The 24,238-nt window shown below is 55.8% G+C and carries 28 protein-coding genes; 13 read left to right on the forward strand and 15 right to left on the reverse strand.

Annotated elements, in window-relative coordinates:
- Positions 1-27 precede the first annotated feature (27 nt).
- The 5 genes from OC597_RS09810 to OC597_RS09830 all read left to right on the forward strand — a co-directional run bounded on the left by OC597_RS09810 (position 28) and on the right by OC597_RS09830 (position 6,281).
- The gene (locus OC597_RS09810; RefSeq protein WP_261285368.1) at positions 28-1,167 is read left to right on the forward strand and encodes an amidohydrolase/deacetylase family metallohydrolase; all 1,140 of its coding nucleotides are present in this window, start codon (positions 28-30) and stop codon (positions 1,165-1,167) included.
- Complete coding sequence (locus OC597_RS09815; RefSeq protein ID WP_261257811.1) at positions 1,151-2,269, forward strand: DgaE family pyridoxal phosphate-dependent ammonia lyase; 1,119 nt, start codon at positions 1,151-1,153, stop codon at positions 2,267-2,269. The genes OC597_RS09810 and OC597_RS09815 overlap by 17 nt, the downstream gene beginning before the upstream one ends.
- A complete protein-coding gene (dagF, locus tag OC597_RS09820; protein WP_085119674.1) occupies positions 2,266-3,006 on the forward strand; it encodes a 2-dehydro-3-deoxy-phosphogluconate aldolase in 741 nt (246 codons plus the stop codon). Before OC597_RS09815 ends, dagF begins: the two co-directional genes overlap by 4 nt.
- Before the next feature lie 92 nt (positions 3,007-3,098).
- Entirely contained in the window at positions 3,099-4,313 is a 1,215-nt protein-coding gene (locus OC597_RS09825) for a lactonase family protein (protein ID WP_261257809.1), read from the forward strand.
- Between the two features lie 51 nt (positions 4,314-4,364).
- Positions 4,365-6,281: a BglG family transcription antiterminator gene (locus OC597_RS09830; RefSeq protein ID WP_261257806.1), complete on the forward strand. Its 1,917-nt coding sequence runs from the start codon at positions 4,365-4,367 to the stop codon at positions 6,279-6,281.
- Positions 6,282-6,334: 53 nt separating this feature from the next.
- Here OC597_RS09830 and npr read toward each other — a convergent pair whose 3' ends face one another.
- From npr to OC597_RS09890, 12 genes are all read right to left on the reverse strand, one after another.
- Positions 6,335-6,607, reverse strand: coding sequence for a PTS phosphocarrier protein NPr (npr, locus tag OC597_RS09835; protein WP_012147066.1), 273 nt, complete (start codon positions 6,605-6,607; stop codon positions 6,335-6,337).
- Positions 6,604-7,458 (reverse strand): RNase adapter RapZ, encoded by an 855-nt coding sequence (gene rapZ, locus OC597_RS09840; RefSeq protein WP_012147065.1) that lies wholly within the window; start codon positions 7,456-7,458, stop codon positions 6,604-6,606. The genes npr and rapZ overlap by 4 nt, the downstream gene beginning before the upstream one ends.
- Positions 7,459-7,589: 131 nt before the next feature.
- On the reverse strand, positions 7,590-8,051 hold the full coding sequence (gene ptsN, locus OC597_RS09845) for a PTS IIA-like nitrogen regulatory protein PtsN (RefSeq protein WP_099062098.1): 462 nt from the start codon (positions 8,049-8,051) through the stop codon (positions 7,590-7,592).
- A 163-nt stretch (positions 8,052-8,214) separates the two neighbouring features.
- Positions 8,215-8,502: a ribosome hibernation promoting factor gene (gene hpf / locus OC597_RS09850; RefSeq protein ID WP_004948547.1), complete on the reverse strand. Its 288-nt coding sequence runs from the start codon at positions 8,500-8,502 to the stop codon at positions 8,215-8,217.
- A 23-nt stretch (positions 8,503-8,525) separates the two neighbouring features.
- Entirely contained in the window at positions 8,526-9,959 is a 1,434-nt protein-coding gene (gene rpoN / locus OC597_RS09855; protein ID WP_099062099.1) for an RNA polymerase factor sigma-54, read from the reverse strand.
- 50 nt (positions 9,960-10,009) lie between these two features.
- The gene (lptB, locus tag OC597_RS09860) at positions 10,010-10,735 is read right to left on the reverse strand and encodes an LPS export ABC transporter ATP-binding protein (RefSeq protein ID WP_085119668.1); all 726 of its coding nucleotides are present in this window, start codon (positions 10,733-10,735) and stop codon (positions 10,010-10,012) included.
- Between the two features lie 6 nt (positions 10,736-10,741).
- Positions 10,742-11,281, reverse strand: coding sequence for a lipopolysaccharide ABC transporter substrate-binding protein LptA (gene lptA / locus OC597_RS09865; protein WP_085119667.1), 540 nt, complete (start codon positions 11,279-11,281; stop codon positions 10,742-10,744).
- Positions 11,250-11,828 carry an LPS export ABC transporter periplasmic protein LptC gene (gene lptC, locus OC597_RS09870; protein ID WP_085119666.1) on the reverse strand — a complete coding sequence of 193 codons (579 nt, stop codon included), beginning with the start codon at positions 11,826-11,828 and terminating at the stop codon, positions 11,250-11,252. The genes lptA and lptC overlap by 32 nt, the downstream gene beginning before the upstream one ends.
- Positions 11,825-12,379, reverse strand: coding sequence for a 3-deoxy-manno-octulosonate-8-phosphatase KdsC (gene kdsC, locus OC597_RS09875; protein ID WP_085119665.1), 555 nt, complete (start codon positions 12,377-12,379; stop codon positions 11,825-11,827). Before kdsC ends, lptC begins: the two co-directional genes overlap by 4 nt.
- A gap of 17 nt (positions 12,380-12,396) precedes the next feature.
- On the reverse strand, positions 12,397-13,383 hold the full coding sequence (gene kdsD / locus OC597_RS09880) for an arabinose-5-phosphate isomerase KdsD (RefSeq protein WP_261257799.1): 987 nt from the start codon (positions 13,381-13,383) through the stop codon (positions 12,397-12,399).
- A gap of 16 nt (positions 13,384-13,399) precedes the next feature.
- Positions 13,400-14,377, reverse strand: a complete 978-nt coding sequence (locus OC597_RS09885; RefSeq protein WP_261257797.1) for a calcium/sodium antiporter — start codon at positions 14,375-14,377, stop codon at positions 13,400-13,402.
- Between the two features lie 20 nt (positions 14,378-14,397).
- Positions 14,398-14,676: a hypothetical protein gene (locus OC597_RS09890; RefSeq protein ID WP_262208545.1), complete on the reverse strand. Its 279-nt coding sequence runs from the start codon at positions 14,674-14,676 to the stop codon at positions 14,398-14,400.
- A gap of 4 nt (positions 14,677-14,680) precedes the next feature.
- On the opposite strand from OC597_RS09890, the gene mlaF reads away from it, so the two are divergent.
- The 7 genes from mlaF to murA all read left to right on the forward strand — a co-directional run bounded on the left by mlaF (position 14,681) and on the right by murA (position 19,477).
- On the forward strand, positions 14,681-15,496 hold the full coding sequence (gene mlaF / locus OC597_RS09895; protein WP_099062102.1) for a phospholipid ABC transporter ATP-binding protein MlaF: 816 nt from the start codon (positions 14,681-14,683) through the stop codon (positions 15,494-15,496).
- 4 nt (positions 15,497-15,500) lie between these two features.
- Positions 15,501-16,283, forward strand: a complete 783-nt coding sequence (gene mlaE, locus OC597_RS09900; RefSeq protein ID WP_085119661.1) for a lipid asymmetry maintenance ABC transporter permease subunit MlaE — start codon at positions 15,501-15,503, stop codon at positions 16,281-16,283.
- Between the two features lie 4 nt (positions 16,284-16,287).
- Positions 16,288-16,821, forward strand: a complete 534-nt coding sequence (gene mlaD / locus OC597_RS09905; RefSeq protein WP_261257794.1) for an outer membrane lipid asymmetry maintenance protein MlaD — start codon at positions 16,288-16,290, stop codon at positions 16,819-16,821.
- A 14-nt stretch (positions 16,822-16,835) separates the two neighbouring features.
- Positions 16,836-17,465, forward strand: a complete 630-nt coding sequence (mlaC, locus tag OC597_RS09910) for a phospholipid-binding protein MlaC (protein ID WP_261285363.1) — start codon at positions 16,836-16,838, stop codon at positions 17,463-17,465.
- Positions 17,465-17,767 (forward strand): lipid asymmetry maintenance protein MlaB, encoded by a 303-nt coding sequence (mlaB, locus tag OC597_RS09915; RefSeq protein WP_099062106.1) that lies wholly within the window; start codon positions 17,465-17,467, stop codon positions 17,765-17,767. Before mlaC ends, mlaB begins: the two co-directional genes overlap by 1 nt.
- A 140-nt stretch (positions 17,768-17,907) precedes the next feature.
- A complete protein-coding gene (ibaG, locus tag OC597_RS09920; protein ID WP_012147051.1) occupies positions 17,908-18,162 on the forward strand; it encodes a BolA family iron metabolism protein IbaG in 255 nt (84 codons plus the stop codon).
- A 55-nt stretch (positions 18,163-18,217) separates the two neighbouring features.
- Positions 18,218-19,477, forward strand: coding sequence for a UDP-N-acetylglucosamine 1-carboxyvinyltransferase (gene murA / locus OC597_RS09925; RefSeq protein ID WP_012147050.1), 1,260 nt, complete (start codon positions 18,218-18,220; stop codon positions 19,475-19,477).
- A gap of 70 nt (positions 19,478-19,547) precedes the next feature.
- Here murA and degS read toward each other — a convergent pair whose 3' ends face one another.
- From degS to zapG, 3 genes are all read right to left on the reverse strand, one after another.
- Entirely contained in the window at positions 19,548-20,606 is a 1,059-nt protein-coding gene (gene degS / locus OC597_RS09930; RefSeq protein ID WP_261257789.1) for an outer membrane-stress sensor serine endopeptidase DegS, read from the reverse strand.
- Between the two features lie 96 nt (positions 20,607-20,702).
- The gene (gene degQ, locus OC597_RS09935; protein WP_261425062.1) at positions 20,703-22,073 is read right to left on the reverse strand and encodes a serine endoprotease DegQ; all 1,371 of its coding nucleotides are present in this window, start codon (positions 22,071-22,073) and stop codon (positions 20,703-20,705) included.
- A gap of 194 nt (positions 22,074-22,267) precedes the next feature.
- Positions 22,268-22,669 carry a Z-ring associated protein ZapG gene (gene zapG, locus OC597_RS09940; RefSeq protein ID WP_261257785.1) on the reverse strand — a complete coding sequence of 134 codons (402 nt, stop codon included), beginning with the start codon at positions 22,667-22,669 and terminating at the stop codon, positions 22,268-22,270.
- A 231-nt stretch (positions 22,670-22,900) separates the two neighbouring features.
- Here zapG and zapE point away from each other — a divergent pair, with 231 nt between their 5' ends.
- Positions 22,901-24,028 (forward strand): cell division protein ZapE, encoded by a 1,128-nt coding sequence (gene zapE / locus OC597_RS09945; RefSeq protein ID WP_262208549.1) that lies wholly within the window; start codon positions 22,901-22,903, stop codon positions 24,026-24,028.
- The last annotated feature ends 210 nt before the right edge of the window (positions 24,029-24,238 follow it).

Consider the following 24,238-nt stretch of genomic DNA (forward strand, 5'->3'; position numbering starts at 1 on the left):
CCCCTGCTTGAAAAGGAGTAATGCAGTATGTATGACTTAGTGATCAGACGCGCCAGACTGGCGGATGGCCGGTTGGTCGATTTGGCGGTGCAGGATGGCAAGATTGCCGAGGTCGGGCAGTTGGCTGACGACGTTCGTGCTCATCGGCACTGGGATCTGGCGGGTCAGCACCATCTGAGCGCCGGTTGGATCGATTCCCACGTGCATTGTTATCCCTCTTCGCCGATTTACCATGACCAACCGGATTTGGTCGGCACCGCCTGCGGAGTCACCACGGTGGTCGACGCCGGTAGCACCGGCACCGACGATATCGATGCGTTTTATGCGTTGACACGCAGTGCCAAAACCAACGTCTTCGCCTTCCTGAATATTTCACGTATTGGCCTGCTGCGGCAGAACGAACTGGCCGATCTGGCGGATATCGATAAGCAGAAAGTCAGCCAGGCGATCGGCGAGCACCCTGGTTTTATTATCGGTATCAAGGCGCGTATGAGCAGCAGCGTGGTCGGCCAGAATGGCACACGGCCGCTGGTACTCGCCAAAGAGATCCAGCAGGAAAACAATTTATTGCCACTGATGGTGCATATCGGCAATAACCCGCCGGATCTGGACGAGATCGCCGATCTGCTGACCCGTGGCGACATTATCACCCACTGCTACAACGGCAAACCGAACCGCATTCTGACCCCGGCGGGCACGCTGCGTGAGTCTATCCAGCGTGCGCTGCAGCGTGGTGTGTTGCTCGACGTCGGCCACGGTACCGCCAGTTTCAGCTTTGAGGTGGCCCGGCAGGCGATTGCGCTGGGCATTTTGCCGCATACCATCAGCTCCGATATTTATTGCCGCAACCGCATGGCCGGGCCGGTACACAGCCTGGCGACGGTGATGTCCAAATTCTTCAGCGTTGGGCTGTCGTTGCCGCAGGTGATCGCCTGCGTGACGGAGAACGCCGCCTCGGCGCTGCGCCTGGCCAACAAGGGCCAGCTGGACGTGGGCTGTGACGCCGATTTCACCCTGTTTGATCTCCGCCAGGGGCCGCAGGTGTTTGCCGACTCAGAAGGGCAATCGGCCACCGGCCAACAGTTGCTGGTTCCGCTGGCCGCCGTAGTGGCCGGGGAAATCCTATTAACCGATGAAGGGAAAGCCGCTCATGTCTTCGATTTATGAAAAATATAATTTAAAGCAGGTCATTAACACTTCCGGTCGTATGACCATGCTCGGTGTGTCCACGCCGCGTCAGGACGTCATTGACGCTGTTGATTATGGCCTGAATCACTATTTTGAAATCAAGGATCTGGTCGACAAGACCGGTGCCTATATCGCTAATTTGCTGAACGTCGAAGATGCGGTGATCGTTTCCTGCGCCTCGGCGGGCATCGCCCAGTCGGTGGCGGCCCTGATCGTCAAAGACAACGCCAACCTGCTGGTGAATCTGCATTCCGCGCCGATCACCGTTCCGCGTGAGATTGTGCTGCCGCGTGGCCATAACGTTAACTTTGGCGCGCCGGTCGACACCATGGTTGCGCTGGGTGGCGGCAAGGTGGTCGAAGCGGGTTACGCCAACGAGTGTTCTGCCGAGCAGCTCGAAGCCTGCATTACGCCGCAGACCGCCGCTATTCTCTACATCAAGTCGCACCACTGCGTGCAGAAAAGCATTCTTTCCGTTGAACAGGCGGTGGTGGTGGCGCGCAAACATAACCTGCCATTGATCGTCGACGCCGCGGCGGAAGAAGATTTGCTGTGCTACTACCAGATGGGGGCCGACCTGGTGGTTTACAGCGGCGCCAAAGCCATCGAAGGGCCAACCAGCGGGTTGGTGATCGGCAAGAAGCCATACGTCGAATGGGTGAAGCTGCAATCCGGCGGTATCGGCCGGGCGATGAAGGTCGGCAAAGAGGGCATTCTCGGTCTGACGCAGGCGATCGAAAGCTATCTGACGCTGGAGAAAACCACCGGCCAGCAGATGGTAGAAAGAATGACGCCGTTTATCGACAGTCTGAACACCCTGACCGGCATCAGCGCCAAAACCGTCTGGGACAGCGCCGGCCGCGACATTGCGCGGGCGGAAATCACCTTTGACGAAGCGGTGCTGGGGCGTTCGACCTACGACATTGTGCAGGCGTTGAAAACCGGCGAGATCGCCATCTACTTCCGTGGCTATAAGGCCAACGAAGGCAAGATTGAAGTGGACGTGCGCAGCGTTGACCAACAACAGCTGATGACCGTCTTCACCTGTATTAAAAATCTGTTTACGGAGAAACAAGCATGAAGCTGCAACCTAACTACTATCGCGATCGCGTGTGCCTTAACGTATTGGCCGGTTCGAAAGACAATGCGCAGGACATCTATTCGGCAGCAGAAGGACATGTGCTGGTGGGCGTTCTCTCCAAGAACTACCCGGACGTCGACAGTGCGGTGGCTGACATGCAGCGCTATGCACGGCTGATTGAAAATGCGCTGTCAGTGGGATTGGGCGCGGGCGATCCGAAACAATCGACGATGGTCAGCCTGATTTCCCAACGGGTGCAACCACAGCACGTGAACCAGGTGTTTACCGGTGTCGGCGCCAGCCGCGCGCTGTTGGGCCAAAATGACAGCGTGGTGAACGGTCTGGTGTCGCCTACCGGCCGCGTCGGCTGGGTGAAGATCTCGACGGGCCCGCTGAGCGCCGCTGCGCCAGACGGCATTGTGCCGGTGGAAACCGCCATCGCCCTGTTAAAGGATATGGGCGGCAGCTCAATCAAGTATTTCCCGATGGGCGGGCTGGCGTGCAAAGAAGAATACCAGTATGTGGCCCAGGCCTGCGCCGAGCATGACTTTATGCTGGAGCCAACCGGCGGCATCGATCTGGAAAACTTCGAGCCGATCGTCGAGATCGCACTGGCCGCCGGTGTGAAACGGGTGATCCCGCATATCTACAGCTCAATCATTGATTCAGCCACAGGCAATACCCGCCCACAGGATGTCAAAACCCTGCTGGCAATCACCAAAAAGCTGGTGGGATAAACGCATTATCGGATGACGTAAGGCAGGGAGGCGACAGGCTCTGTATCCACAGGCGCGGGCACACCGCGCCGCTATCTATAATCAGGATAACTATGCGAAACTGGCAGTCTCCAACCCTACGCACCGCGTTAACCCTGGCGCTACTGGCGATGTCCAGCCCGGCGCTGCATGCTGAGGATGCAATGAAATCTACGTCATCTCATTTTGCTTATATCGGTACCTATAATCCCAACGGTGAAGGCGTTTACCGGGTGCAGGTTGACCCGGCCAGCGGAGCGCTGAGCGCCAGAACGCTGGTCAGCAAACAGGGCAATCCGGCGCAGCTCACCGTGGATGCCAAAGGCCAGACACTGTATGTCGCCAGCGAAGTGGCAGATTTTAACGGCACTAAACATGGCGGCATTATCGCTTACCGTATCAATCCATCCGATGGCAATCTGACGCAGCTGAATCAGGTCGATTCACAAGGCGCGGGGCCGGTATATCTTTCTCCTACGCCAAACGGCCGTTATCTGCTGGTAGCGAACTACGTCAGCGGCACCGTGGCCGCCTTCCCGATCGAGAGCGACGGCAAGCTGGGTAACGCCAGTTCGGTGCAGCAACAGCAGGGGCCGGCAGGTGCCGGTAAGCCAGAAGGCGCGGTGGAAGGCAGCTTCGCCATCAGCGATCACAATGGGCCGCATGCGCATATGATCGCCAGCGATCCGAGCGGCAAGTTTGTATTCTCCACCGATCTGGGGCTGGATCGGATCTACCAGTGGCGCTTTGACGATACCAGCGGCAAGCTGACGCCGAACGATCCACCGTGGATCGCTGCGTCTTCCGCGGGTGCCGGCCCGCGTCACTTTGTATTCCATCCGGACGGCAAAACTGTGTTGCTGGTAAACGAAGAGGCCTCGACGCTGACCAGCTACCGTTTTGATAACCAAAAAGGTACTCTGAAACAGTTACATGTGGTCTCTTCGCTGCCCGCCGACTATAAGGGCACCAACTTTGCTGCCGGTCTGGTTCTCAGCGAAGATGGCAAAAATCTGTATGTTGCCAACCGGCTGCATAACAGCATCGCGCAGTTCAGCGTCGGCAGTGACGGTGAGCTGCAGTCGGTGGCGGAAACCTGGACGCGCGGCGATTATCCACGCTCGTTGACGCTAAGTCCGAACGGACATTATCTGTATGCAATGAACCAGCGCAGCGATAACGTCACCCGCTTCAGCGTGGACAAGGCCAGCGGCAAACTCAGCTTTGTTGAAGGCTATACGCCAGTGGGCAGTCCCTCGCAAATGGTGTTTTTGCCGGTGGCGAAGTAACCCGTTGCCCGCCTGATTCCCCAGGCGGGCACCTTAATTGACGGAAAGAGAATGGTGCGATTTCCCTACCCGCGTTTGGCCTATCTGTTTGATGCTCTGCAATCTGAGACTTTGCCCCAGGATGAGCTGGCGAAGCGCTTCGCGGTGTCCACCCGAACCGTGCGCGCCGATATCACCGCGTTGAACGATATTCTGGAAAAATACGGCGCCCACTTTGTGCATAGCCGTGGGGCGGGCTATCGCCTGCAGATCGATGATGCCGTGCTGTTCAGCGCCCTGCAGCATCGGGAACGTAAGAAACACGCCACGCCACGCAGTGCGCAGGAACGGGTGCACTATCTGCTGATTCGTTTTTTGACCTCAGCCTTTTCTCTGAAGCTTGAAGATTTAGCCGATGAATGGTTTGTCAGCCGCGGTACGCTGCAAAACGACATGGCTGAGGTGAGAGAGCGCCTGGCGCACTACCAGTTGACCATTGAAACCAAACCGCGCTACGGCATGAAGCTGTTTGGTTCTGAGATGGCGATCCGCGCCTGTCTGACGGATCTGTTATTCCAGTTGCACCTGGCCGACACCGAGAATCCGCTGCTCAACAATGAGATCTTGCTGCAACCGCAGGTGGCGAACTTTGCCGGGCTGTTGCATCCACTGTTGTCGCAATATGCCATCCGCCTGACCGACGAAGGCGAGCAATATCTGATTTTCTACTGTGCGGTGGCGCTGCGGCGCATTACCGACGGTTATCCGCTGCCGGACTTTGACGTTGAGGACGGCGATGACGCGGTGCGCAAGGTATCGACCTGGCTGGCGGGGGAGCTGCGCAAAGCCAGCGGCAAAGAGGTGTCGATGGCGGAGGAGGCTTATCTGCGGGTGAATATTGCCGCGCGACGGGTGCAGGAAGTACAGCCGACCGAGATCAATGCCGATGATGAAGAAGCGCTGGTGGATTACATCCTTTCGTACATCAACGCGCACTATAACTACAACCTGCAGGGCGACAAGCAGCTGCGCGCCGATCTGCTGACCCATATCAAGACCATGATCACCCGGGTGAAGTACCAGATTAATATCCCTAACCCGCTGTTGGCGAACATTAAACAGCACTACCCGATGGCCTATGACGTGACGCTTGCCGCGGTCTCCAGCTGGGGGAAATACACGCCTTATACCCTGAGCGAAAATGAGATCGGCTATCTGGTGCTGCACATTGGCGTTGGGCTGGAGCGGCATTACAACATCGGTTATGAGCGGCATCCGCAGGTGATGCTGGTGTGCGATACCGGTAACTCGACGGTACGTATGATCCAGGCGCAGATTGCACGTAAATACCCGCAATTGGTGATGACGCGCATCGTTTCGCTGCGTGATTACGAGGTGCTCAACCACATCGACGAAGACTTTGTGATTTCCAACGCGCGGGTCAGCGAAAAGAACAAGCCGGTGGTGGTGATGTCACCGTTCCCTACCGAATATCAACTCGAACAACTGGGCAAGCTGGTGCTGGTGGATCGTACCAAGCCCTATATGCTGGAGAAATTCTTCGACGCCGAGCATTTTATGCTGGTCAACGAACCGCTGACTCAGGCGCAATTGTTCAAGAAGGTGTGCAGCCAGCTTGAACGGGAAGGCTACGTTGGCGATGATTTTTATCCGTCGGTGGTGGAGCGCGAGGCGATTGTCTCTACCCTGCTGGGCGAAGGGATCGCACTGCCGCACTCACTGGGGTTGCTGGCGAAAAAAACCGTGGTGGTGACGCTGCTGGCGCCGCAGGGCGTGGCCTGGGGAGAGGGCGAGGTTGCCCATGTGATTTTCCTGTTGGCGATCAGCAAGAGCGATTACGAAGAGGCGATGGCGATTTACGAGCTGTTCGTCACCTTTGTGCGCGAGCGTTCGATGAGCCGCCTGTTGGGCAGTGATAATTTCGACAGCTTCAAGGCGGTGGCGCTGGACTGTTTAAGCCGGATCTAGTGGGGAACTATAGGGTGTAAGTCAGAGGGCGCAGCATGCAGCGCCCCTGGCGGTTAGTCTTCGTCAAAACCAGAATTAATCAGTTCGATCACGGCGGCCAGTGCCTTGGCTTCATCCGGTCCGGTGGCTTCCACTTCGATATGACGGCCCTGTGCGGAGTCCAGCATCAGCAGCGCAATCACGCTGCTGGCTTCGGCCTCGGTGCCGCTGTCATTGCGCAACATCACCTCGGCATCAAAGCTTTGCACCAGCTCAAACAGCTTCATCGCCGGGCGCGCGTGCATGCCCAGTTTATTTTTGATTTCAACCGTTTGCTTGACCGTCATTGTTTGCGTTTTTCCAGCGTGCGGTGGCGTGACTGCACGTTTTTGCCGCGTGAGCGGAAGTAGTCGGCCAACTGTTCCGCTACGTAGACTGAACGGTGTTTACCGCCGGTACAGCCAATGGCGACCGTCAGATAGCTGCGGTTGTTGGTTTCCAGCATCGGCAACCACTGTTCCAGATAGCTTCGGGTCTGGTAGATAAAGTTATGCACTTCAGTGTGACGATCGAGGAACGAGGCGACGGGCTTATCCAGGCCGGTCATCGGACGCAGTTTCGGATCCCAGTGCGGGTTTGGCAGGAAACGCACGTCGAACACGTAGTCGGCGTCAATCGGGATGCCGTGCTTAAAGCCGAAGGATTCGAACACCATGGTCAGCTCGCGCTCGCGTTTGCCCAACAGGCGGGTACGCAGCATTTCGGCCAGCTCATGCACCGACATTTCCGAGGTATCGATGATCAGATCGGCCCGGGAGCGCAGTGGCTCAAGCAGGTCGCTCTCTTCATCGATGGCGCTTTCCAGCGACAGGTTCTTGCTGGATAGCGGGTGCAGACGGCGAGTATCACTGTAGCGGCGAATCAGCGTATTACGGTCGGCGTCGAGGAACAGCAACTGCGGTGAAAAGCTGTCCGGCAGCTGGGTCATCGCATATTCAAACACTTCCGGCGATTCCGGCATGTTACGCACGTCGATGCTTACCGCAGCGGAGCTATTGCGTTCCGCCAGCGTATTGGCAAGCTGCGGCAGCAGTACCACGGGCAGGTTATCAACGCAGTAAAAACCCATGTCTTCCAACGCCCGCAAGGCGACGGATTTCCCTGAACCGGAACGGCCGCTGACAATCATCAGCACCATGTGGCAACTCCCCCTGGCATCTCAGTGGCGTTTATCGCCACCGCTAGAAACTTTATGATCCCGATCTGAACCGGGATCCGTCGTGGCTAAACAGTATCGTTATCCGGGCTGGAAGTCACGCCAGCCGGGCGTTACTCGGTGATGATCTGGTAAAGCTCTTCGTCACTTTGCGCTGCCCGCAGGCGGCGGCATACGGTTTTGTCGGCCAGGCGCTTGGCGACCAGCGACAGGGTATGCAAATGGGTTTTACATTGGTCAGCCGGTACCAGTAAGGCGAACAGCAGATCGACCGGCTGGTTATCAATGGCGTCAAAGGCGATAGGTTGGTCGAGACGGATAAACACGCCAACGGCTCGCAGTGTGTCCTCTTCCAGTTTGCCGTGGGGAATAGCGATACCGTTGCCGATACCGGTGCTGCCCATGCGCTCGCGGGTGAGAACCGCGTCAAACACCACCTGTGGTGACAGGTTGAGCTGCTTGGCGGCCAGTTCGCTGATAATTTCCAAAGCCCGTTTCTTGCTGGTGCAATGGACGGAGCTTCTGGTGCACTCGATGTTTAACACCGAGCTTAATTGCATTGTTTCGTTGTTCATCTCATCTTCACTTAAAACCACACCAGCAAGCAGGAGGCTTGTGAGGTGATTTTTCGCCTTGTTTAACCCTTGATGGCTTATCGGCGCGATACCCATACAGGTAACGCGCCGATGGCCGAGGCTACGTTTGAGCCGTACCCGCTGACGGAAACGGCCCAGAATGTCAGTGTTGTTTCAGTTTGTCTTTATGTTTGTTCAATTGACGCGCCAGTTTGTCGATCAGGGTATCAATTGCGGCATACATATTCTCGTCTTCCGAGGTGGCGTGCAACTCGCCTCCATTCACGTGCACCGTCGCTTCCGCAATCTGCTGCACTTTTTCCACACTAAGAACGACATACACCTGATTTATGCGGTCAAAATACTGTTCGAGTTTGGCGAACTTGGTGTTCACGAACTCGCGCAAAGGTTCGGTGATTTCGATGTGGTGTCCGGTAATGTTGAGCTGCATAATGTCTTCCTTCTCAATAGAGGTCAAACCAACTGTTTACGCTGGTTGGACGGCGGGATGGACAAAGACTCTCGGTACTTGGCGACGGTACGCCGCGCCACGATGATCCCCTGGTCGGAGAGCAGGGTGGCCAGCTTGCTGTCGCTGAGCGGTTTGGCGGGGTTTTCCGCCGCGATCATTTTCTTCACCACTGCCCTGATCGCCGTCGAGGAAGCTTCGCCTCCGCTGTCGGTATTCACATGGCTGGAGAAGAAATATTTCAATTCGAAAATGCCACGCGGACTGTGCAAAAACTTCTGCGTAGTCACGCGTGAGATTGTCGATTCATGCATCTCCACGGCCTGGGCGATATCCGCCAACACCATGGGCTTCATAAATTCAGCACCCTGTTCAAAGAACGCCTGTTGCTGCTCGACGATGCAGCGTGAGACTTTCAGCAGGGTATCGTTTCGGCTTTCCAGGCTTTTGATCAGCCATTTAGCTTCCTGCAGATTGCTGCGGATGTACTGGCCGTCGCTGTCGTTACGCGCGCTGTTACCCATTGCGGCGTACTGCTGGTTGATCTTCAAGCGTGGAATGCTGTCGCTGTTGAGCTCAACCGTCCAAACATCTTGCACCTTACGCACCAACACGTCCGGGATCACGTACTCGGATTCGCCGGTGTTGATCGACTGGCCCGGACGCGGATCAAGAGACTGAATCAGTTGCATCGCTTCTTTCAGTGTATCTTCTTTTGAGCGGGTTGTTCGCATCAGGCTGCGAAAGTCGTGGTTAGCCAGCAAGTCCAGATGTTCGCTGATGATCAGCCGCGCTTCCGCCAGGTATGGCGTGTCTTTGGCATACTGGGAAAGCTGAACCAGCAGACAATCGCGCAGATCGCGCGCGGCGACGCCAACCGGATCAAAACGCTGTACGCGCTTCAATACCGCTTCGACTTCGTCCATTGTCACATTCTCGTCACCGATGCTCTCCAGAATGTCTTCCAGTGGCACGGTGAGATAGCCGGTGTCATCTACGGCGTCGACGATCGAGGTGGCGATAGCGGCATCGGTATCGGAGAACGGCGTCAGATCCACCTGCCACATCAGGTAGTCCTGCAGGGTCTGGGTGGTTTCGCCCTGATACACCGGCAGTTCATCGTCACTGTAATCGGTACGGGTACCGGACGGCGTACCGGCGGTGTAGATTTCATCCCAGGTGGCGTCCAGCGGCAGTTCTTCGGGCATGTCCTTCTGTTCCAGCGCCTCGCGGGTATCCAAACCTTCGGTTTCGACGGTCTCTTTGGCGTCGACTTCTTCGTGCAGATCGGTCTGTTCAAGCAATGGGTTGCTCTCTAACGCCAGCTGTATCTCCTGCTGGAGCTCAAGCGTGGACAACTGCAGCAGGCGGATTGCCTGCTGGAGCTGGGGGGTCATGGCCAGTTGTTGGCTAAACCTGAGTTGCAAACCTTGCTTCATAATCTTCAGTCTACTTCCGTTAACAGTCGTCCATCAGGACGCGCTGGCACTCAGAGGCGGAATTCTTCGCCCAGATAAACGCGTTTCACCTGCTCATCGGCCAGAATAGCATCCGGCGTGCCGTGAGCAATCAGTTTGCCCTGGCTGACGATATAGGCGCGTTCACACACGTCCAGCGTTTCGCGCACGTTATGGTCGGTGATCAGCACGCCCAGGCCGCTGTCACGCAAGTGCTCGATAATTTTTTTAATGTCGATAACGGAAATCGGGTCAACCCCGGCGAAGGGTTCATCCAACAGGATGAATTTCGGGTTAGCCGCCAGGGCACGGGCGATCTCGACGCGGCGGCGTTCACCACCGGATAGCGCCTGGCCCAGGTTGTCGCGCAGGTGGGTGATATGGAATTCTTCCATCAGCTCTACCGCACGGTCTGCACGCTGCTCGCTGCTGAGATCGTCACGGATCTCCAACACGGCCATCAGGTTGTCATACACGCTGAGGCGGCGGAAGATCGACGCCTCCTGCGGCAAATAGCCGATGCCACGACGCGCGCGGGCGTGCAGCGGCAGCAGGCTGATGTCTTCTTCGTCAATCACGATACGTCCGGCATCACGCTGAACGATACCGACCACCATGTAGAAAGTGGTGGTCTTGCCGGCGCCGTTTGGCCCCAGCAGGCCGACGATCTCGCCGGATTTCACTTTCAGGCTGACGTCTTCAACAACTTTGCGGCCTTTGTAGGCTTTCGCCAGGTTTTCTGCGATGAGTGTAGCCATAGGTGATTAGTTACTCTTCTTTTGCCCGTTTTTGTCTTGCAACTGCGACGGTACCAGAACCGTAGTCACGCGTTTGCCTTTATCGCTGAACGCCTGCATTTGCTGCTGTTGCACCAGGTAGGTGATGCGATCGCCTTTTACGTTGCTGTCGAGCTGTTCCAGATAGGCGTTCCCGGTCAGGGTCACCAACTGCGACGCCACATCGTAACGGACCTTCTGCGCATGGCCTTTTACCGGCTTGCCGCTGTCTTGCATCTGGTAGAAGGTGACCGGATTACCAAAGGCTTCGATATAAGTCTTGTTCTGATCGCCGCCCGGCCGGGTCACCACCACCTTATCCGCTTTGATATCGATAGTGCCCTGCTTGATCACCACGTTATCGGTAAAGGTGCTGACGTTGCTCTGCATATCCAGAGACTGTTTCAGCGAGTCAATGCTCACCGGTTGGTTGGAGTCGGACTTCAGTGCCCAGGCTGGAGCGCTGGCGGCCAAAATCAAGCTGCCGATCAATAGATTACGGCTTTGTTTGTTGGTTCTGAATTTCATAGTTGGTCTTAACCTTATCAATCAGCTCAGCGGTTTTGGCCCGCAGGTTCCCACGCATTTTCATGCCGTTAGAGGTGAAGTTCGTCCCGTAGAGCGTCACTTCGTCATCCGAAGCCACATCCTGGGTCACCAGGTTCACCTGAGCATTGTCTGTTTTAATTTTTTCCAGCTGTGAGGTGGTGGTCAGGCTGTTCACCTCGACGTGGCCGTAAAGATACAGCATCCGGTCTTTAGTCAGTTTGGCGCGATCGGCGCGAACTGACCAGGTAGCCACCGCGTTTTCATCAAACAGCGTCATCACCGGCTGGGTAAACCAGCTTAATTCATCGGCGGTATAATACTTAACGTCTTCTGCCACCAGCTTGTAGCTCAGCTTGCCGGTCGGATTGTACACTATGGTGACCGTATGCTGGCTCTGATAAGTCGGATCCTGGCTGTTAGCCGGTCCCGGCGCGGCATCGTCATTGACATCAGTCATGTTCCAGCCAATCAGCGCCAATGCGATCACCGCCAGCAGGATGGTGATCCAAAGTTTGGTTTTACTCATATCGACAGCCCTTTGGCGTCCTCCAGCTTGTTCTGAGCCAAAAGAATAATGTCACACAGCTCGCGCACCGCACCGCGGCCGCCGGCAATGCGGGTAATATAGTGGGCGCGTGGCAGCAGCAGCGGATGTGCATCGGCCACCGCGACCGACAGGCCAACCTGCGCCATCACCGGCCAGTCAATCAGGTCATCGCCAATATAGGCTACCTGATCTGCCGTTAGCGACAGTGTATCCAACAGTTCGCGGAAGGCCAAAAGCTTATCGGATTGCCCCTGATAAAGATGGGTAATGCCGAGGGTCTTCGCCCGATCTTCCAGCAGCTTGGCAGAGCGGCCGGTGATGATCGCCACTTCAATATCCGAGGTTTTCAGGCAGCGGATGCCGTAACCGTCGCGTACGTTGAAGGCTTTTAACTCTTCGCCGTTGTTGCCCATGAAAATCAGGCCGTCTGACAGCACGCCATCGACATCACAAATCAGCAGGCGGATTTTGCCGGCACGTGCCATGACGTCTTGTTCTACAGGCCCGTAGCAGGTTTCAACCAAACTCATTGAGTTCTCTTCCATAATTAAACGACGCCGGCGCGCAGCATGTCATGCATATGTACCACACCCAGCAATTGGTCGCCATCGGCAACCAGCACTGCGGTGATATGGCGTTGTTGCATCAGGTTCAGCGCGTCGACCGCCAGCAGGTTCGGGCGCACTCGTACGCCGCCAAGCGTCATGACATCGACAATCTTGGCTTCGTTGAGATTGATGCCCATATCAAATATCCGCCGCAGGTCACCGTCGGTAAAGATACCGGCGATCTTCATCAGATCGTCACAAATGACCGTCATGCCCAGATTTTTGCGGGTGATTTCCAGCAGGGCGTCACGCAACGAAGCATCGGCACTGACGTGGGGAATTTCATCGCCGCTGTGCATGATGTCGCTCACGCGTAGCAGCAGTCGGCGGCCCAGCGCGCCACCCGGGTGTGACAGTGCAAAATCTTCCGGCGTAAAACCCCGGGCCTTCAGCAGGGCGACGGCTAATGCGTCCCCCATCACCAGAGTTGCGGTGGTGCTGGTGGTCGGTGCCAGGCCAAGCGGGCAGGCTTCCTGTGGCACTTTAATGCACAGATGAATATCCGCCGCTTTGCCCATCGAACTTTCAGGATTGTTGGTCATGCAGATCAACGGGATTTGCTGGCGTTTCAATACCGGGATCAGCGCCTGAATTTCGTTGGACTCACCCGAATTGGAGATGGCGAGCACGATATCCTGTGCGGTCACCATGCCGAGGTCGCCGTGGCTGGCTTCCGCAGGATGAACAAAGAACGAAGGCGTGCCGGTGCTGGCGAAGGTAGCGGCAATCTTGCAGCCGATATGACCGGATTTACCCATGCCCATCACCACCACTTTGCCGGCGCAATCGGCGATCAACTCACAGGCGCGAGTAAAGTCTGCATTGATGTATTGATCGAGCTGGGCCAGCCCGTCGCGCTCTATCTGCAGCACTTCTTTGCCTGCCTGCTGAAAATCAAAGCCTGGTTGCAACTGAATGTTCGACATGCTCATTCCCGTCGGTTTAGCCGAAAGTATTGAAAGGGTTAAAAAACAGCACCGCAAGATACGCAATAAAACCACATAGTAACAGAGCGCCTGCCAGATGACCGATACGATGTTTACGCCCAATGCACAGGGCGCTGAGCACAATGCTGACTGCCAGCATCACCCAGTAATCGCGGTGGAAGGCGGCGCTATCGACACTGCCCGGGGACAGCAGGGCGGGGACGCCCAGCACGATCACCGTGTTGAAAATGTTGGAGCCGATGATATTACCAATCGCCATATCATCCTCCCCCTTTAGTGCCCCGGCGATGGAGGTGGCCAGTTCCGGCAGGCTGGTGCCGATAGCGATAATGGTCAAACCGACCACCAACTCACTCATGCCGAAATAGTGCGCAATCACCGTGGCGTTATCGACCACCATTTTGGACGACAGCGGCAGAATGATAAAGGCCAGCACCAGCCACAACACCGCCACGGTGTTGCTGCTGTCCTGCGGCAGCTCGGCCATTTGTTCCACGGTCAGGCTGTCGTTGCCTTCGCGCTGTGCCAGCCGGGCAATTTTCAACATCAACAAAATAAATACGGCGGCGGCGGCCAACAGCACTACGCCATCCAGCCGACTTAGCGTGCCATCCATCAGTACAAAACCGCACAATACTGTGACCGCCAACATCAGCGGCAGTTCGCGGCGCAATACTTCGGAACGCGCAGCCAGTGGGTGGATCAGGGCGGCAACGCCAAGGATCAATAAAATATTGGTAATGTTGGAACCCAATACGTTCCCCACTGCCATATCTATTTGCCCGTTCAGCGCGGCGGTGGTCGACACGAACAGTTCCGGCAGTGAAGTGCCGATGCCGACGATGGTCATGCCGATAATCAGGGGTGGCACGCCAAGTGAACGAGAAATGACCGCAGCACCGTAAACTAAGCGGTCTGCACCATATACCAGTAAAAATAAACCAACGATTAATAAAGCTATCGCGAGAAACATGCAGGGTCCTTTGTTGGGTATTATCCCAGTTCGTTGGTTAAAAGCCGTAATTCGGCTATCTTGCTTTGCCCTCCGTTGCGCAGGCTAAAGCCGCAGCAACGGGATTTCCCGGCTAATATATGAACACTTTCGTTTTTTTTCGTTATGGTGCCAATTTTGACCGGGTGGCGCGTAAAAGTAAAACCTATGGCACCATTGGTAGCGAAATGCCGGTAAGTTTTTGTAAAGATGAGACGCATTGCGCCCGTTGCTTTAACATCGCGGGTAGATTTGGCAAAAATGAGCCGTAAAGGATCCATTAACATGCACCAGAAGGCAGAGAATCTGGTCGAAGTTCGCGACATGACTTTCTCGCGCGGCGATCGACTGATATTCGAAGACATCAACCTGACGGTTCCCCGTGGCAAGGTGACGGCGATCATGGGGCCGTCCGGTATTGGTAAAACGACGCTGCTGCGTTTGATCGGCGGCCAGTTGGCGCCGGACAGCGGTGAAATCTGGTTTGATGGCGATAACATTCCCGCGTTGTCCCGCCATCAGCTGTATGAAGCGCGCAAGAAAATGAGCATGCTGTTCCAGTCAGGCGCGCTGTTTACCGATCTGACGGTATTTGAAAACGTGGCTTATCCGCTGCGCGAACACAGCCGTTTGCCGGAACCGATCCTGCGTAGCACGGTGATGATGAAGTTGGAGGCGGTTGGGCTGCGTGGTGCGGCTGAGCTGATGCCCAATGAATTGTCAGGCGGTATGGCGCGGCGTGCGGCGTTGGCGCGGGCGATAGCGCTCGACCCAGAGATGATCATGTTCGATGAGCCTTTCGTCGGCCAGGATCCGATCACGATGGGCGTGCTGGTGAAGCTGATCGATGAGCTCAATCACGCGCTGGGCATCACCTGCATCGTAGTTTCGCACGACGTACCGGAGGTGTTGAGCATCGCCGACTACGCTTACATTGTTGCCGATCATCGGGTGATTGCCGAAGGCACGGCGCAAGAATTACAGAACAATCCTGATGCGCGCGTGCGCCAGTTCCTGGATGGTATTGCCGATGGGCCGGTACCTTTCCGTTATCCGGCCGGCGATTATCAGGCCGAGCTGTTAGGTTTAGGGAGTAAATAAGCTGATGTTATTACAGGCGTTAGCGTCGTTAGGACGCCGTGGCATCGACACCAGCGCCAGCTTTGGGCGTGCCGGATTGATGCTGTTCAACGCGCTGGTCGGGCGGCCTGAGCCGCGCAAGCAGTGGCCGCTGTTGCTCAAGCAAATGCACAGCGTGGGCGTCCAGTCGCTGTTGATCATCATGGTTTCCGGGGTGTTTATCGGCATGGTGTTGGGGCTGCAGGGCTATCTGGTGCTGACCACTTACAGCGCCGAAGCCAGCCTGGGCATGATGGTGGCGTTATCGCTGCTACGTGAACTGGGCCCGGTGGTCACCGCACTGTTGTTTGCCGGCCGTGCCGGTTCTGCGCTGACGGCCGAAATAGGTCTGATGAAGGCGACCGAGCAAATCTCCAGCCTGGAAATGATGGCGGTCGATCCGCTGCGGCGTATTGTTGCGCCGCGTTTCTGGGCCGGTTTGATCAGTATGCCATTGTTGACACTTATCTTTGTCGCGCTGGGCATCTGGGGCGGCTCGGTGGTTGGCGTGGACTGGAAGGGCATCGACAGCGGCTTCTTCTGGTCGGCGATGCAGGGCGCGGTAGAGTGGAAAAAAGACTTGCTCAACTGCCTGATCAAGAGCGTGGTATTTGCCATCACCGTGACCTGGATTGCCATCTTTAACGGCTATGATGCGGTGCCGACCTCTGAAGGGATTAGCCGGGCAACGACGCGTACCGTGGTACATTCGTCACTGGCGGTGTTGGGATTGGATTTCGTGCTGACAGCACTGATGTTTGGGAATTGATTCGATGCAAACGAAGAAGAGTGAAATCTGGGTTGGGGCATTTATGCTGATTGCGCTGTGCGCCATCGTGTTTCTGTGCCTGCAAGTGGCGAACATTAAGTCGATTGGTAACGAACCGACCTACCGCATTTACGCGACCTTCGATAATATCGGCGGTCTGAAAGCGCGTTCACCGGTGAAGATCGGTGGGGTGATGATAGGCCGGGTGGCCGAAATCTCGCTTGATCCTAAAACCTATACGCCGCGCGTTGCCCTGGACATCCAAGATAAATTCGACCAGATCCCGGACACCAGCTCGTTGGCGATCCGCACCTCCGGCCTGCTGGGGGAGCAATATCTGGCATTGAACGTCGGTTTTGAAGATCCGGATATGGGCACCGCCATTTTGAAAGACGGCGGCACTATTCAGGACACCAAATCAGCCATGGTACTGGAAGATCTGATCGGCCAGTTCCTGTATAAGAGCGGCGGTCAGGATGACGCAGCCAAAGCGGGCGGCGCGGCGACTGCGCCGCAACCTGCTGCCCCGATTCATTAAGAGAGGAAGCCTGCATGTTTAAACGTTTACTTATGGTTGCTCTGCTGGTGGTTGCGCCGCTGGCGAATGCGGTCGATCAAACCAATCCTTATAGCCTGATGCAAGACGCGGCTCAAAAGACCTTCACCCGTCTGAAAACCGAGCAGCCAAAGATCAAGCAAGACCCTAACTACCTGCGTACCGTGGTACACCAGGAGTTGATGCCGTTTGTGCAGGTCAAATACGCCGGTGCGCTGGTGTTGGGCCGTTATTACAAAGACGCGACGCCGGCACAGCGTGAAGCTTACTTCACCGCATTCCAGGCTTATCTGGAGCAGGCCTACGGCCAGGCGCTGGCGATGTACCACGGCCAGACTTATCAGATTGAACCTGAGCAGCCGCTGGGCAGTGCCGATATCGTGGCCATTCGTGTGACTATCATTGATCAGGGCGGTCGTCCGCCGGTGCGTCTGGATTTCCAATGGCGTAAAAATAGCAAAACAGGCTACTGGCAGGCGTATGACATGATCGCCGAAGGCGTCAGCATGATCACCACCAAGCAAAACGAGTGGGCATCTACCCTGCGTACCCAAGGGATTGATGGCCTGACCAAACAGTTGCAGGCAGCGGCGCAGCGTCCAATCACGCTGGATCAGAAAAACTGATGACCACGGCACTCAGCTTTGAATCGCAGCAGCAGACCCTGATCCTGCGCGGTGAACTGGATCGGGAAACTCTGTTGCCGCTGTGGGAACAGCGGGAAACGTTGCTGGCGGATAAAACCGTCCTCGACGTTACGCAACTGCAGCGTGTGGACTCTTCCGGGCTGGCATTGCTGGTACATCTGCGTGAACAGCAGCGTCAGCGCGGCGTGGAATTAAAAATTTCTGGCGTCAGCGATCGCCTGAAAACCTTGATCACGCTGTACAACCTGCAAGCAATAATGCCTGTCGATACCGCTGGTTAGCCCTACTTTCGGCTGGCTAAAGACGGTTTCTCCTCAGAAAGCCCCTGTTACACAGGGGCTTTTTCTTTAGTTTAAGAAAACGTCTGATTCCACTAAGATGTCAGGCTGATTATGATCCTTTTGATGCAGAACTGGATACTATGGAAAATAACGAGATTAAAGATGTGCTGATGCGAGCATTGGCACTGGATGAAGCACATGTTACTGGCGACGGTAGCCATTTTCAGGTGATCGTGGTCGGTGAGCTGTTTGCCGCCATGAGCCGCGTCAAGAAACAACAGACGGTGTATGCACCGCTGATGGAATACATTGCGGACAACCGTATTCATGCCTTGTCGATCAAGGCGTACACCCCTGAAGAGTGGCAGCGAGACCGCAAACTCAACGGATTTTAAGGCTGTTTGCCCAGCGGGGCGGGCAGCGTCAGTTTAGATAATAGAGAGTAGTCAAATGGATAAATTTCGTGTGCAGGGCCGGACCCGCCTCAGCGGTGAAGTTGCTATTTCCGGGGCTAAAAATGCTGCCCTGCCGATCCTGTTCGCCGCATTATTAGCGGAAGAGCCGGTCGAGCTGCAGAATGTCCCGAAGCTGAAGGACATCGATACCACCATTAAGCTACTCAACCAGTTAGGCACCAAGATTGAACGCAATGGTTCGGTGTTCGTTGACGCCAGCGGCGTGAACGAGTTCTGTGCCCCCTATGACCTGGTGAAAACCATGCGTGCTTCTATCTGGGCGCTGGGGCCGCTGGTTGCTCGCTTTGGTCGTGGCCAGGTTTCCCTGCCAGGTGGCTGTGCGATCGGTGCACGTCCGGTTGATCTTCACATCACGGGTCTGGAACAACTGGGTGCTGAGATCAAACTGGAAGAAGGTTACGTTAAAGCTTCCGTTGACGGCCGCCTGAAGGGCGCACACATCGTTATGGACAAGGTGAGCGTTGGCGCTACCGTGACCATCATGAGTGCGGCAACCCTGGCGACCGGTACCACCGTGATTGAGAATGCTGCGCGCGAGCCGGAAATTGTCGATACCGCCAATTTCCTTAATACGCTGGGTGCGAAAATCACCGGTGCAGGCAGTGACCGCATTACCATCGAAGGCGTTGAGCGCCTGGGCGGCGGTGTTTATCGCGTGCTGCCGGACCGTATCGAGACCGGTACCTTCCTGATCGCTGCAGCAGTTTCCGGTGGTAAAGTGATGTGCCGTGATACCCGTCCAGATACGCTGGATGCGGTGCTGGCCAAGCTGCGTGAAGCCGGTGCGGATATTGAAGTGGGTGAAGACTGGATCAGCCTGGACATGCATGGCAAGCGTCCGAAAGCGGTGACTATTCGTACTGCGCCGCATCCGGGGTTCCCGACCGATATGCAGGCCCAGTTCAGCTTGCTGAACCTGGTCGCGGAAGGCACCGGTGTGATCACCGAGACCATCTTTGAAAACCGGTTCATGCATGTGCCTGAACTGATCCGCATGGGCGCACACGCCGAGATCGAGAGCAACACTGTGATTTGTCACGGCGTTGAGCAACTGTCCGGCGCTCAGGTTATGGCAACCGATCTGCGCGCTTCAGCCAGTCTGGTGATTGCGGGTTGTATTGCTGACGGTGTAACCGTGGTCGATCGTATCTATCACATTGACCGTGGCTATGAGCGTATTGAAGACAAGCTGCGCGCGCTGGGTGCGAATATCGAGCGTGTGAAAGGCGAATAATCTGTAGGATGCCGGGGGGCTTCCCCGGCGCAAATGCAGTCTTGAAGGGTCCGGCTTTGCCGGGCCCTTTTTAATTGTTGTCTTCCGGGAATTCGCCCACCGTCATCTTCAACGTGGTGCGTTTACCTTCGCGCAGTACGACAACCGGGATTTCTGTACCGGGGCGGATCTCCGCCACCTGATCCATGGTCTCCAGCACCGATACTGCCGGCTTGTTGTCGACATTGATAATCACGTCGTTGATATGGAAGCCGGCGTTGCCTGCCGGTCCGTTCGGCGTAATTTCGGTCACGATAATGCCCTGCAGGCGATCGATACCGGAATTGGACGAGCGCATAGGAATAATTTCTTTGCCCTGAATACCGAAATAACCCCGAATGACGCGGCCGTCACGGATCAGTTTATCCATGATCTTGGTAGCCAGCTCGATGGGAATAGCGAAACCCAAACCTTCCGGCGTCTCGCCATCGGTGACTTTATCGTAGGTCAGGGTATTGATGCCGATTAACTCACCCAGCGAGTTGACCAGCGCGCCGCCCGAATTACCGCGGTTAATCGAGGCATCGGTCTGCAGGAAGGTCTGGCGACCGGTGGTGCTCATACTGATACGACCGGTGGCGCTGAGGATCCCCTGAGTAACCGTCTGGCCGAGATTATAGGGGTTGCCGATGGCCAACACGACGTCACCCACGTGAGCGCTACGGGCGGTATTTATTGGGATAACCGGCAGGTTGCCCGGATCTATTTTCAGCACCGCCAGATCGGTCAGGCTGTCAGAGCCGACCAACAAGGCCTCATAGCGGCGGCCATCCTGGACGACTACGGTAATTTGTTGCGCATCCTTGATCACATGGCGATTGGTAAGGATATAACCGCGATCGTTCATGATCACACCGGAACCCAGCGACAAAACGTTGGTGGTGCCATTCATATTGCGGTTGTAGATATTCACGACGGCAGGCGCGGCGCGGCGCACCGCTTTGTTGTAACTGACCGGTGTTTCGTCACGGGTACTGTCATGTTTTTCTGCGAACAGGGTATTGGATGAACGTAGCACGGGAAGCGCAGCCAGCAGCAGACCGGCAACGATTAGACCAATAACGATGGAACGCAAGAGCTTAGCAAACATGGAGTTTTAGTACGTGAGGTGAAAGATACACGGAGGATAACATGAGAATACCGGGCGCAGTATGTCACCGAGCCCGGTTTTTAAACAAATTACCGATTAACGCAACAGCAGATAAATGGTTTCACCGCCGCGCACGATGTTCAGCGCCATCACCGGTGGTTTGGCTTCAAGTACCTTGCGCAACGCCGTGATGTTCTCAATACGCTGGCGGTTGATACCAATGATCACATCGTCTTTCTGCAGGCCGATCTGTGCGGCCACAGAGCCTTTATCGACTCTGTCGATCTTCACGCCCTTGTCGCCACTTGGAATGGCGCCGTTGCTGAGTGAAACACCCTGCAAGGCTGGAGAAAGCGTTTCGGCATTGGTGGAGGCACCATCGCTGTTATCCAACGTAACAGACACTTCCTGTGGCTTACCGTCGCGCAGCAACCCGACCTTGATGGTTTTGCCCGGCGCGGTGGTACCCACTTTGGCACGCAGCTCCGCGAAGCTGCTGACGGTTTTGCCGTCGACGGAAACCAGAATGTCACCGGCCTTGATACCCGCCTTGGCAGCGGCGGATTTAGGCAATACTTCGCTGACAAAGGCGCCGCGTTGGGTGTCGGTATTAAACGCCTTGGCCATATCGGCGGTCATTTCACTGCCTTTAATGCCCAGCAGGCCGCGTTTGACTTCGCCAAATTCTATCAGCTGTTGGCTGAGGTTCTGCGCCATATTGCTCGGGATGGCAAAGCCAATGCCCACGTTGCCGCCGCTTGGCGCCAAAATGGCGGTATTGATGCCGATCAGCTCACCGTTGAGGTTAACCAGTGCGCCACCGGAGTTACCGCGGTTGATGGAAGCATCGGTTTGAATGAAGTTTTCCAGCCCTTCCAGGTTCAGGCCGCTGCGGCCCAGCGCAGAAATAATGCCGGAAGTCGCGGTCTGACCGAGGCCGAACGGGTTACCGACCGCCACGGCAAAATCGCCGACCCGCAGTTGATCGGAATCGGCCATTTTAATCGCGGTCAGATTTTTCACGTCGCTGAGCTGCAGCAGGGCGATATCGGACTGCTCGTCACGACCGAGTAGCTTGGCGTCCACTTCGCGGCCGTCGTTCAACTGCACGCTGATTTTATCGGCGTTGTTGATCACGTGGTTGTTGGTCAACACATAACCTTTGGCGGCGTCGATGATGACGCCAGAGCCCAACCCTTCAAACGGGCGTGAGCTTTGTTGTTGCCCTGGGGCATCGGGGCCGAAGAAGCGTTTGAATTCCTCCGGTACCTGCTGGCGCTGCACCTGTGTGCCTTCAACATGCACGCTGACGACGGCGGGCAGGACTTTTTCCAGCATCGGTGCCAGGCTTGGCAGCGGTTGTCCCTGAACGGCGACGGGCATCGCCGCGGTGGCTGCCGGTACGGAGGTCAGTGTGAGGCCAATACTCATTGCCAATGCACTAAGAATTAACGACTTTTTATTCATTGATTATAACTCTCTCAATACCTGCCGGTGAAAGGGTGATGATAATGCAGCAGCAATACCATAGTGAAGGATAAGACCGTGAATTTGCGTGAAAAGTTCACTCAGGCGCCTGCTTTAAGGATAGCTCAGCGTGGGGGAAGAAAAAGCGGGAGAGCAAAAACCCGTGGGACTGGCCCACGGGCGAAGAACAGCTTTTAGTCGCGGCGCGGACGTTCGCCACGCAGCAGGCCAGATGCGCCTTCAGAATAATCGCGTGGCATCTCTACCGGCGTTTGATCGTTATCCGCTTCGACTTCGTTCAGGCGATAACGGAACGGGTTTTCCTGCATTGGCAGGTCCGGCAGCAGGTTGTTGGAGCTCTTCGCCATGTGCTGATACAGCTGGCGATAGTCGCGTGCCATGTTGTCCAGCAGCTCAGCGCTGCGGGCAAAGTGGCCAACCAACTCCTGGCGATACTCTTCCAGGTCGGTTTTGCTCTTGTCCAACTCGTTCTGCAAAACTTGTTGTTGACGTAATTTACGGTTACCAAAACGCATCGCTACCGCACCAATGACGATACCGACCACCAAACCAATCAGCGCATACTCCCAGGTCATGATGACTCCTATTTTGACTTCGTTGTTCCGCAGGGATTTTTCACTTAATAATATCCACTATAACCGTTAACCTTGTCCGAGTGGAATCCTGATGAGCCATGACCTGATTTCTTCAGGGTTTTCAGTAGCGCCCTGAGCGGGTATTTGTAGCGATAAGGGCGAGAAGCCCCCCCAAATTGTCGCGAAAATGGGCTAAATAATTTCTAAGCGTTGTTAGGGAACATCGAACAGATGCAGGCACAATCACCATTATCACGCTACCAGCAGGCGCTGGATGCGGGAGAATATCAGGCCGATGCGGTGCAACGTCAGGCCGTGACTCAACTGGATCATATCTATCAGGCATTACAGCAGACGCCTGCTGTCAGTGCGCCGGTCGGTGGCCTGCGCGGCAAGTTCAACCGTTGGCTGGGCAAGAGCGGCGAAACGGCTCCGCAGCGCCCGGCTCAGGGCTTATATATGTGGGGTGGCGTTGGCCGCGGCAAAACCTGGCTGATGGATATGTTCTTCCACAGCCTGCCGGGGGACCGCAAGCTGCGGCTGCATTTCCACCGTTTTATGCTGCGGGTGCACGAAGAGCTGACTGAGCTGCAGGGGCAGGAAAATCCACTTGAAATCATCGCGGATGGTTTCAAGGCGCAGACCGACGTGCTGTGTTTCGATGAGTTCTTTGTTTCCGACATCACCGACGCGATGCTGCTGGCTACCTTGTTGCAGGCGCTGTTTGCCCGTGGCATTACGCTGGTAGCGACCTCTAATATCCCGCCGAACGATCTGTATCGCAACGGCCTGCAGCGTGCGCGTTTCCTGCCGGCGATCGATCTGATTAATCAGTATTGTGACGTGATGAACGTTGACGCCGGTATTGATTACCGCCTGCGCACTTTGACTCAGGCGCACTTGTACCTGACGCCGCTTGATGAACAGACCCGGCAGACCATGGACCGGATGTTTGTGAAGCTGGCAGGTAAAGAAGGGGAGGTGGCGCCGGTATTGCAGATCAATCACCGGCCGTTGCAGGCGATCCGCGCGGTAGACGGCGTGCTGGCGGTTGATTTCCACACGTTGTGCGAAGAGGCGCGTAGCCAGTTGGACTATATTGCCCTGTCGCGCCTGTATCACAGCGTGATCCTGTATAATGTGCGGGTGATGGGGCCGTTGAAAGAAAATACTGCACGTCGCTTCCTGGCGCTGGTGGATGAATTTTACGAACGTCACGTCAAGCTGGTGATCGCCGCCGAAGTGTCGATGTTCGATATTTACCAGGGGGAGCGACTGAAGTTTGAGTACCAACGCTGCCTGTCGCGACTGCAAGAAATGCAGAGTGAAGAGTATCTGAAGTTGCCGCATCTGCCGTGACGTCCAGGGGGACCCCGACCACCGGCGTCCCCGTATTTCCGCCGTTAGCGCTAAATTGCGTTTCTATTCAAAAAGCGTTCGATCTTTGTGAGCGACTTCTCTATAATCTTGCGACCCCACGTTACAACAAAGTTTTTTTCCCAAAAACTTTTTAGTGCCGGCAATGGCTATTCGAAGGGGTAGGTTTGCTGGACTTGTATGGTCGTGTGA

Source organism: Serratia proteamaculans, assembly GCF_946227095.1.
Taxonomy (GTDB): Bacteria; Pseudomonadota; Gammaproteobacteria; order Enterobacterales; family Enterobacteriaceae; genus Serratia; species Serratia proteamaculans_E.

What these genes read in the sequence shown, in the direction of transcription:
- OC597_RS09810 (WP_261285368.1), top strand. Translation starts at nt 28, where the DNA reads ATGTATGACTTAGTGATCAGACGCGCCAGACTGGCGGATGGCCGGTTG.
- OC597_RS09815 (WP_261257811.1), top strand. Translation starts at nt 1,151, where the DNA reads ATGTCTTCGATTTATGAAAAATATAATTTAAAGCAGGTCATTAACACT.
- dagF (WP_085119674.1), top strand. Translation starts at nt 2,266, where the DNA reads ATGAAGCTGCAACCTAACTACTATCGCGATCGCGTGTGCCTTAACGTA.
- OC597_RS09825 (WP_261257809.1), top strand. Translation starts at nt 3,099, where the DNA reads ATGCGAAACTGGCAGTCTCCAACCCTACGCACCGCGTTAACCCTGGCG.
- OC597_RS09830 (WP_261257806.1), top strand. Translation starts at nt 4,365, where the DNA reads ATGGTGCGATTTCCCTACCCGCGTTTGGCCTATCTGTTTGATGCTCTG.
- npr (WP_012147066.1), bottom strand. Translation starts at nt 6,607, where the DNA reads ATGACGGTCAAGCAAACGGTTGAAATCAAAAATAAACTGGGCATGCAC.
- rapZ (WP_012147065.1), bottom strand. Translation starts at nt 7,458, where the DNA reads ATGGTGCTGATGATTGTCAGCGGCCGTTCCGGTTCAGGGAAATCCGTC.
- ptsN (WP_099062098.1), bottom strand. Translation starts at nt 8,051, where the DNA reads ATGAACAACGAAACAATGCAATTAAGCTCGGTGTTAAACATCGAGTGC.
- hpf (WP_004948547.1), bottom strand. Translation starts at nt 8,502, where the DNA reads ATGCAGCTCAACATTACCGGACACCACATCGAAATCACCGAACCTTTG.
- rpoN (WP_099062099.1), bottom strand. Translation starts at nt 9,959, where the DNA reads ATGAAGCAAGGTTTGCAACTCAGGTTTAGCCAACAACTGGCCATGACC.
- lptB (WP_085119668.1), bottom strand. Translation starts at nt 10,735, where the DNA reads ATGGCTACACTCATCGCAGAAAACCTGGCGAAAGCCTACAAAGGCCGC.
- lptA (WP_085119667.1), bottom strand. Translation starts at nt 11,281, where the DNA reads ATGAAATTCAGAACCAACAAACAAAGCCGTAATCTATTGATCGGCAGC.
- lptC (WP_085119666.1), bottom strand. Translation starts at nt 11,828, where the DNA reads ATGAGTAAAACCAAACTTTGGATCACCATCCTGCTGGCGGTGATCGCA.
- kdsC (WP_085119665.1), bottom strand. Translation starts at nt 12,379, where the DNA reads ATGAGTTTGGTTGAAACCTGCTACGGGCCTGTAGAACAAGACGTCATG.
- kdsD (WP_261257799.1), bottom strand. Translation starts at nt 13,383, where the DNA reads ATGTCGAACATTCAGTTGCAACCAGGCTTTGATTTTCAGCAGGCAGGC.
- OC597_RS09885 (WP_261257797.1), bottom strand. Translation starts at nt 14,377, where the DNA reads ATGTTTCTCGCGATAGCTTTATTAATCGTTGGTTTATTTTTACTGGTA.
- OC597_RS09890 (WP_262208545.1), bottom strand. Translation starts at nt 14,676, where the DNA reads ATGGATCCTTTACGGCTCATTTTTGCCAAATCTACCCGCGATGTTAAA.
- mlaF (WP_099062102.1), top strand. Translation starts at nt 14,681, where the DNA reads ATGCACCAGAAGGCAGAGAATCTGGTCGAAGTTCGCGACATGACTTTC.
- mlaE (WP_085119661.1), top strand. Translation starts at nt 15,501, where the DNA reads ATGTTATTACAGGCGTTAGCGTCGTTAGGACGCCGTGGCATCGACACC.
- mlaD (WP_261257794.1), top strand. Translation starts at nt 16,288, where the DNA reads ATGCAAACGAAGAAGAGTGAAATCTGGGTTGGGGCATTTATGCTGATT.
- mlaC (WP_261285363.1), top strand. Translation starts at nt 16,836, where the DNA reads ATGTTTAAACGTTTACTTATGGTTGCTCTGCTGGTGGTTGCGCCGCTG.
- mlaB (WP_099062106.1), top strand. Translation starts at nt 17,465, where the DNA reads ATGACCACGGCACTCAGCTTTGAATCGCAGCAGCAGACCCTGATCCTG.
- ibaG (WP_012147051.1), top strand. Translation starts at nt 17,908, where the DNA reads ATGGAAAATAACGAGATTAAAGATGTGCTGATGCGAGCATTGGCACTG.
- murA (WP_012147050.1), top strand. Translation starts at nt 18,218, where the DNA reads ATGGATAAATTTCGTGTGCAGGGCCGGACCCGCCTCAGCGGTGAAGTT.
- degS (WP_261257789.1), bottom strand. Translation starts at nt 20,606, where the DNA reads ATGTTTGCTAAGCTCTTGCGTTCCATCGTTATTGGTCTAATCGTTGCC.
- degQ (WP_261425062.1), bottom strand. Translation starts at nt 22,073, where the DNA reads ATGAATAAAAAGTCGTTAATTCTTAGTGCATTGGCAATGAGTATTGGC.
- zapG (WP_261257785.1), bottom strand. Translation starts at nt 22,669, where the DNA reads ATGACCTGGGAGTATGCGCTGATTGGTTTGGTGGTCGGTATCGTCATT.
- zapE (WP_262208549.1), top strand. Translation starts at nt 22,901, where the DNA reads ATGCAGGCACAATCACCATTATCACGCTACCAGCAGGCGCTGGATGCG.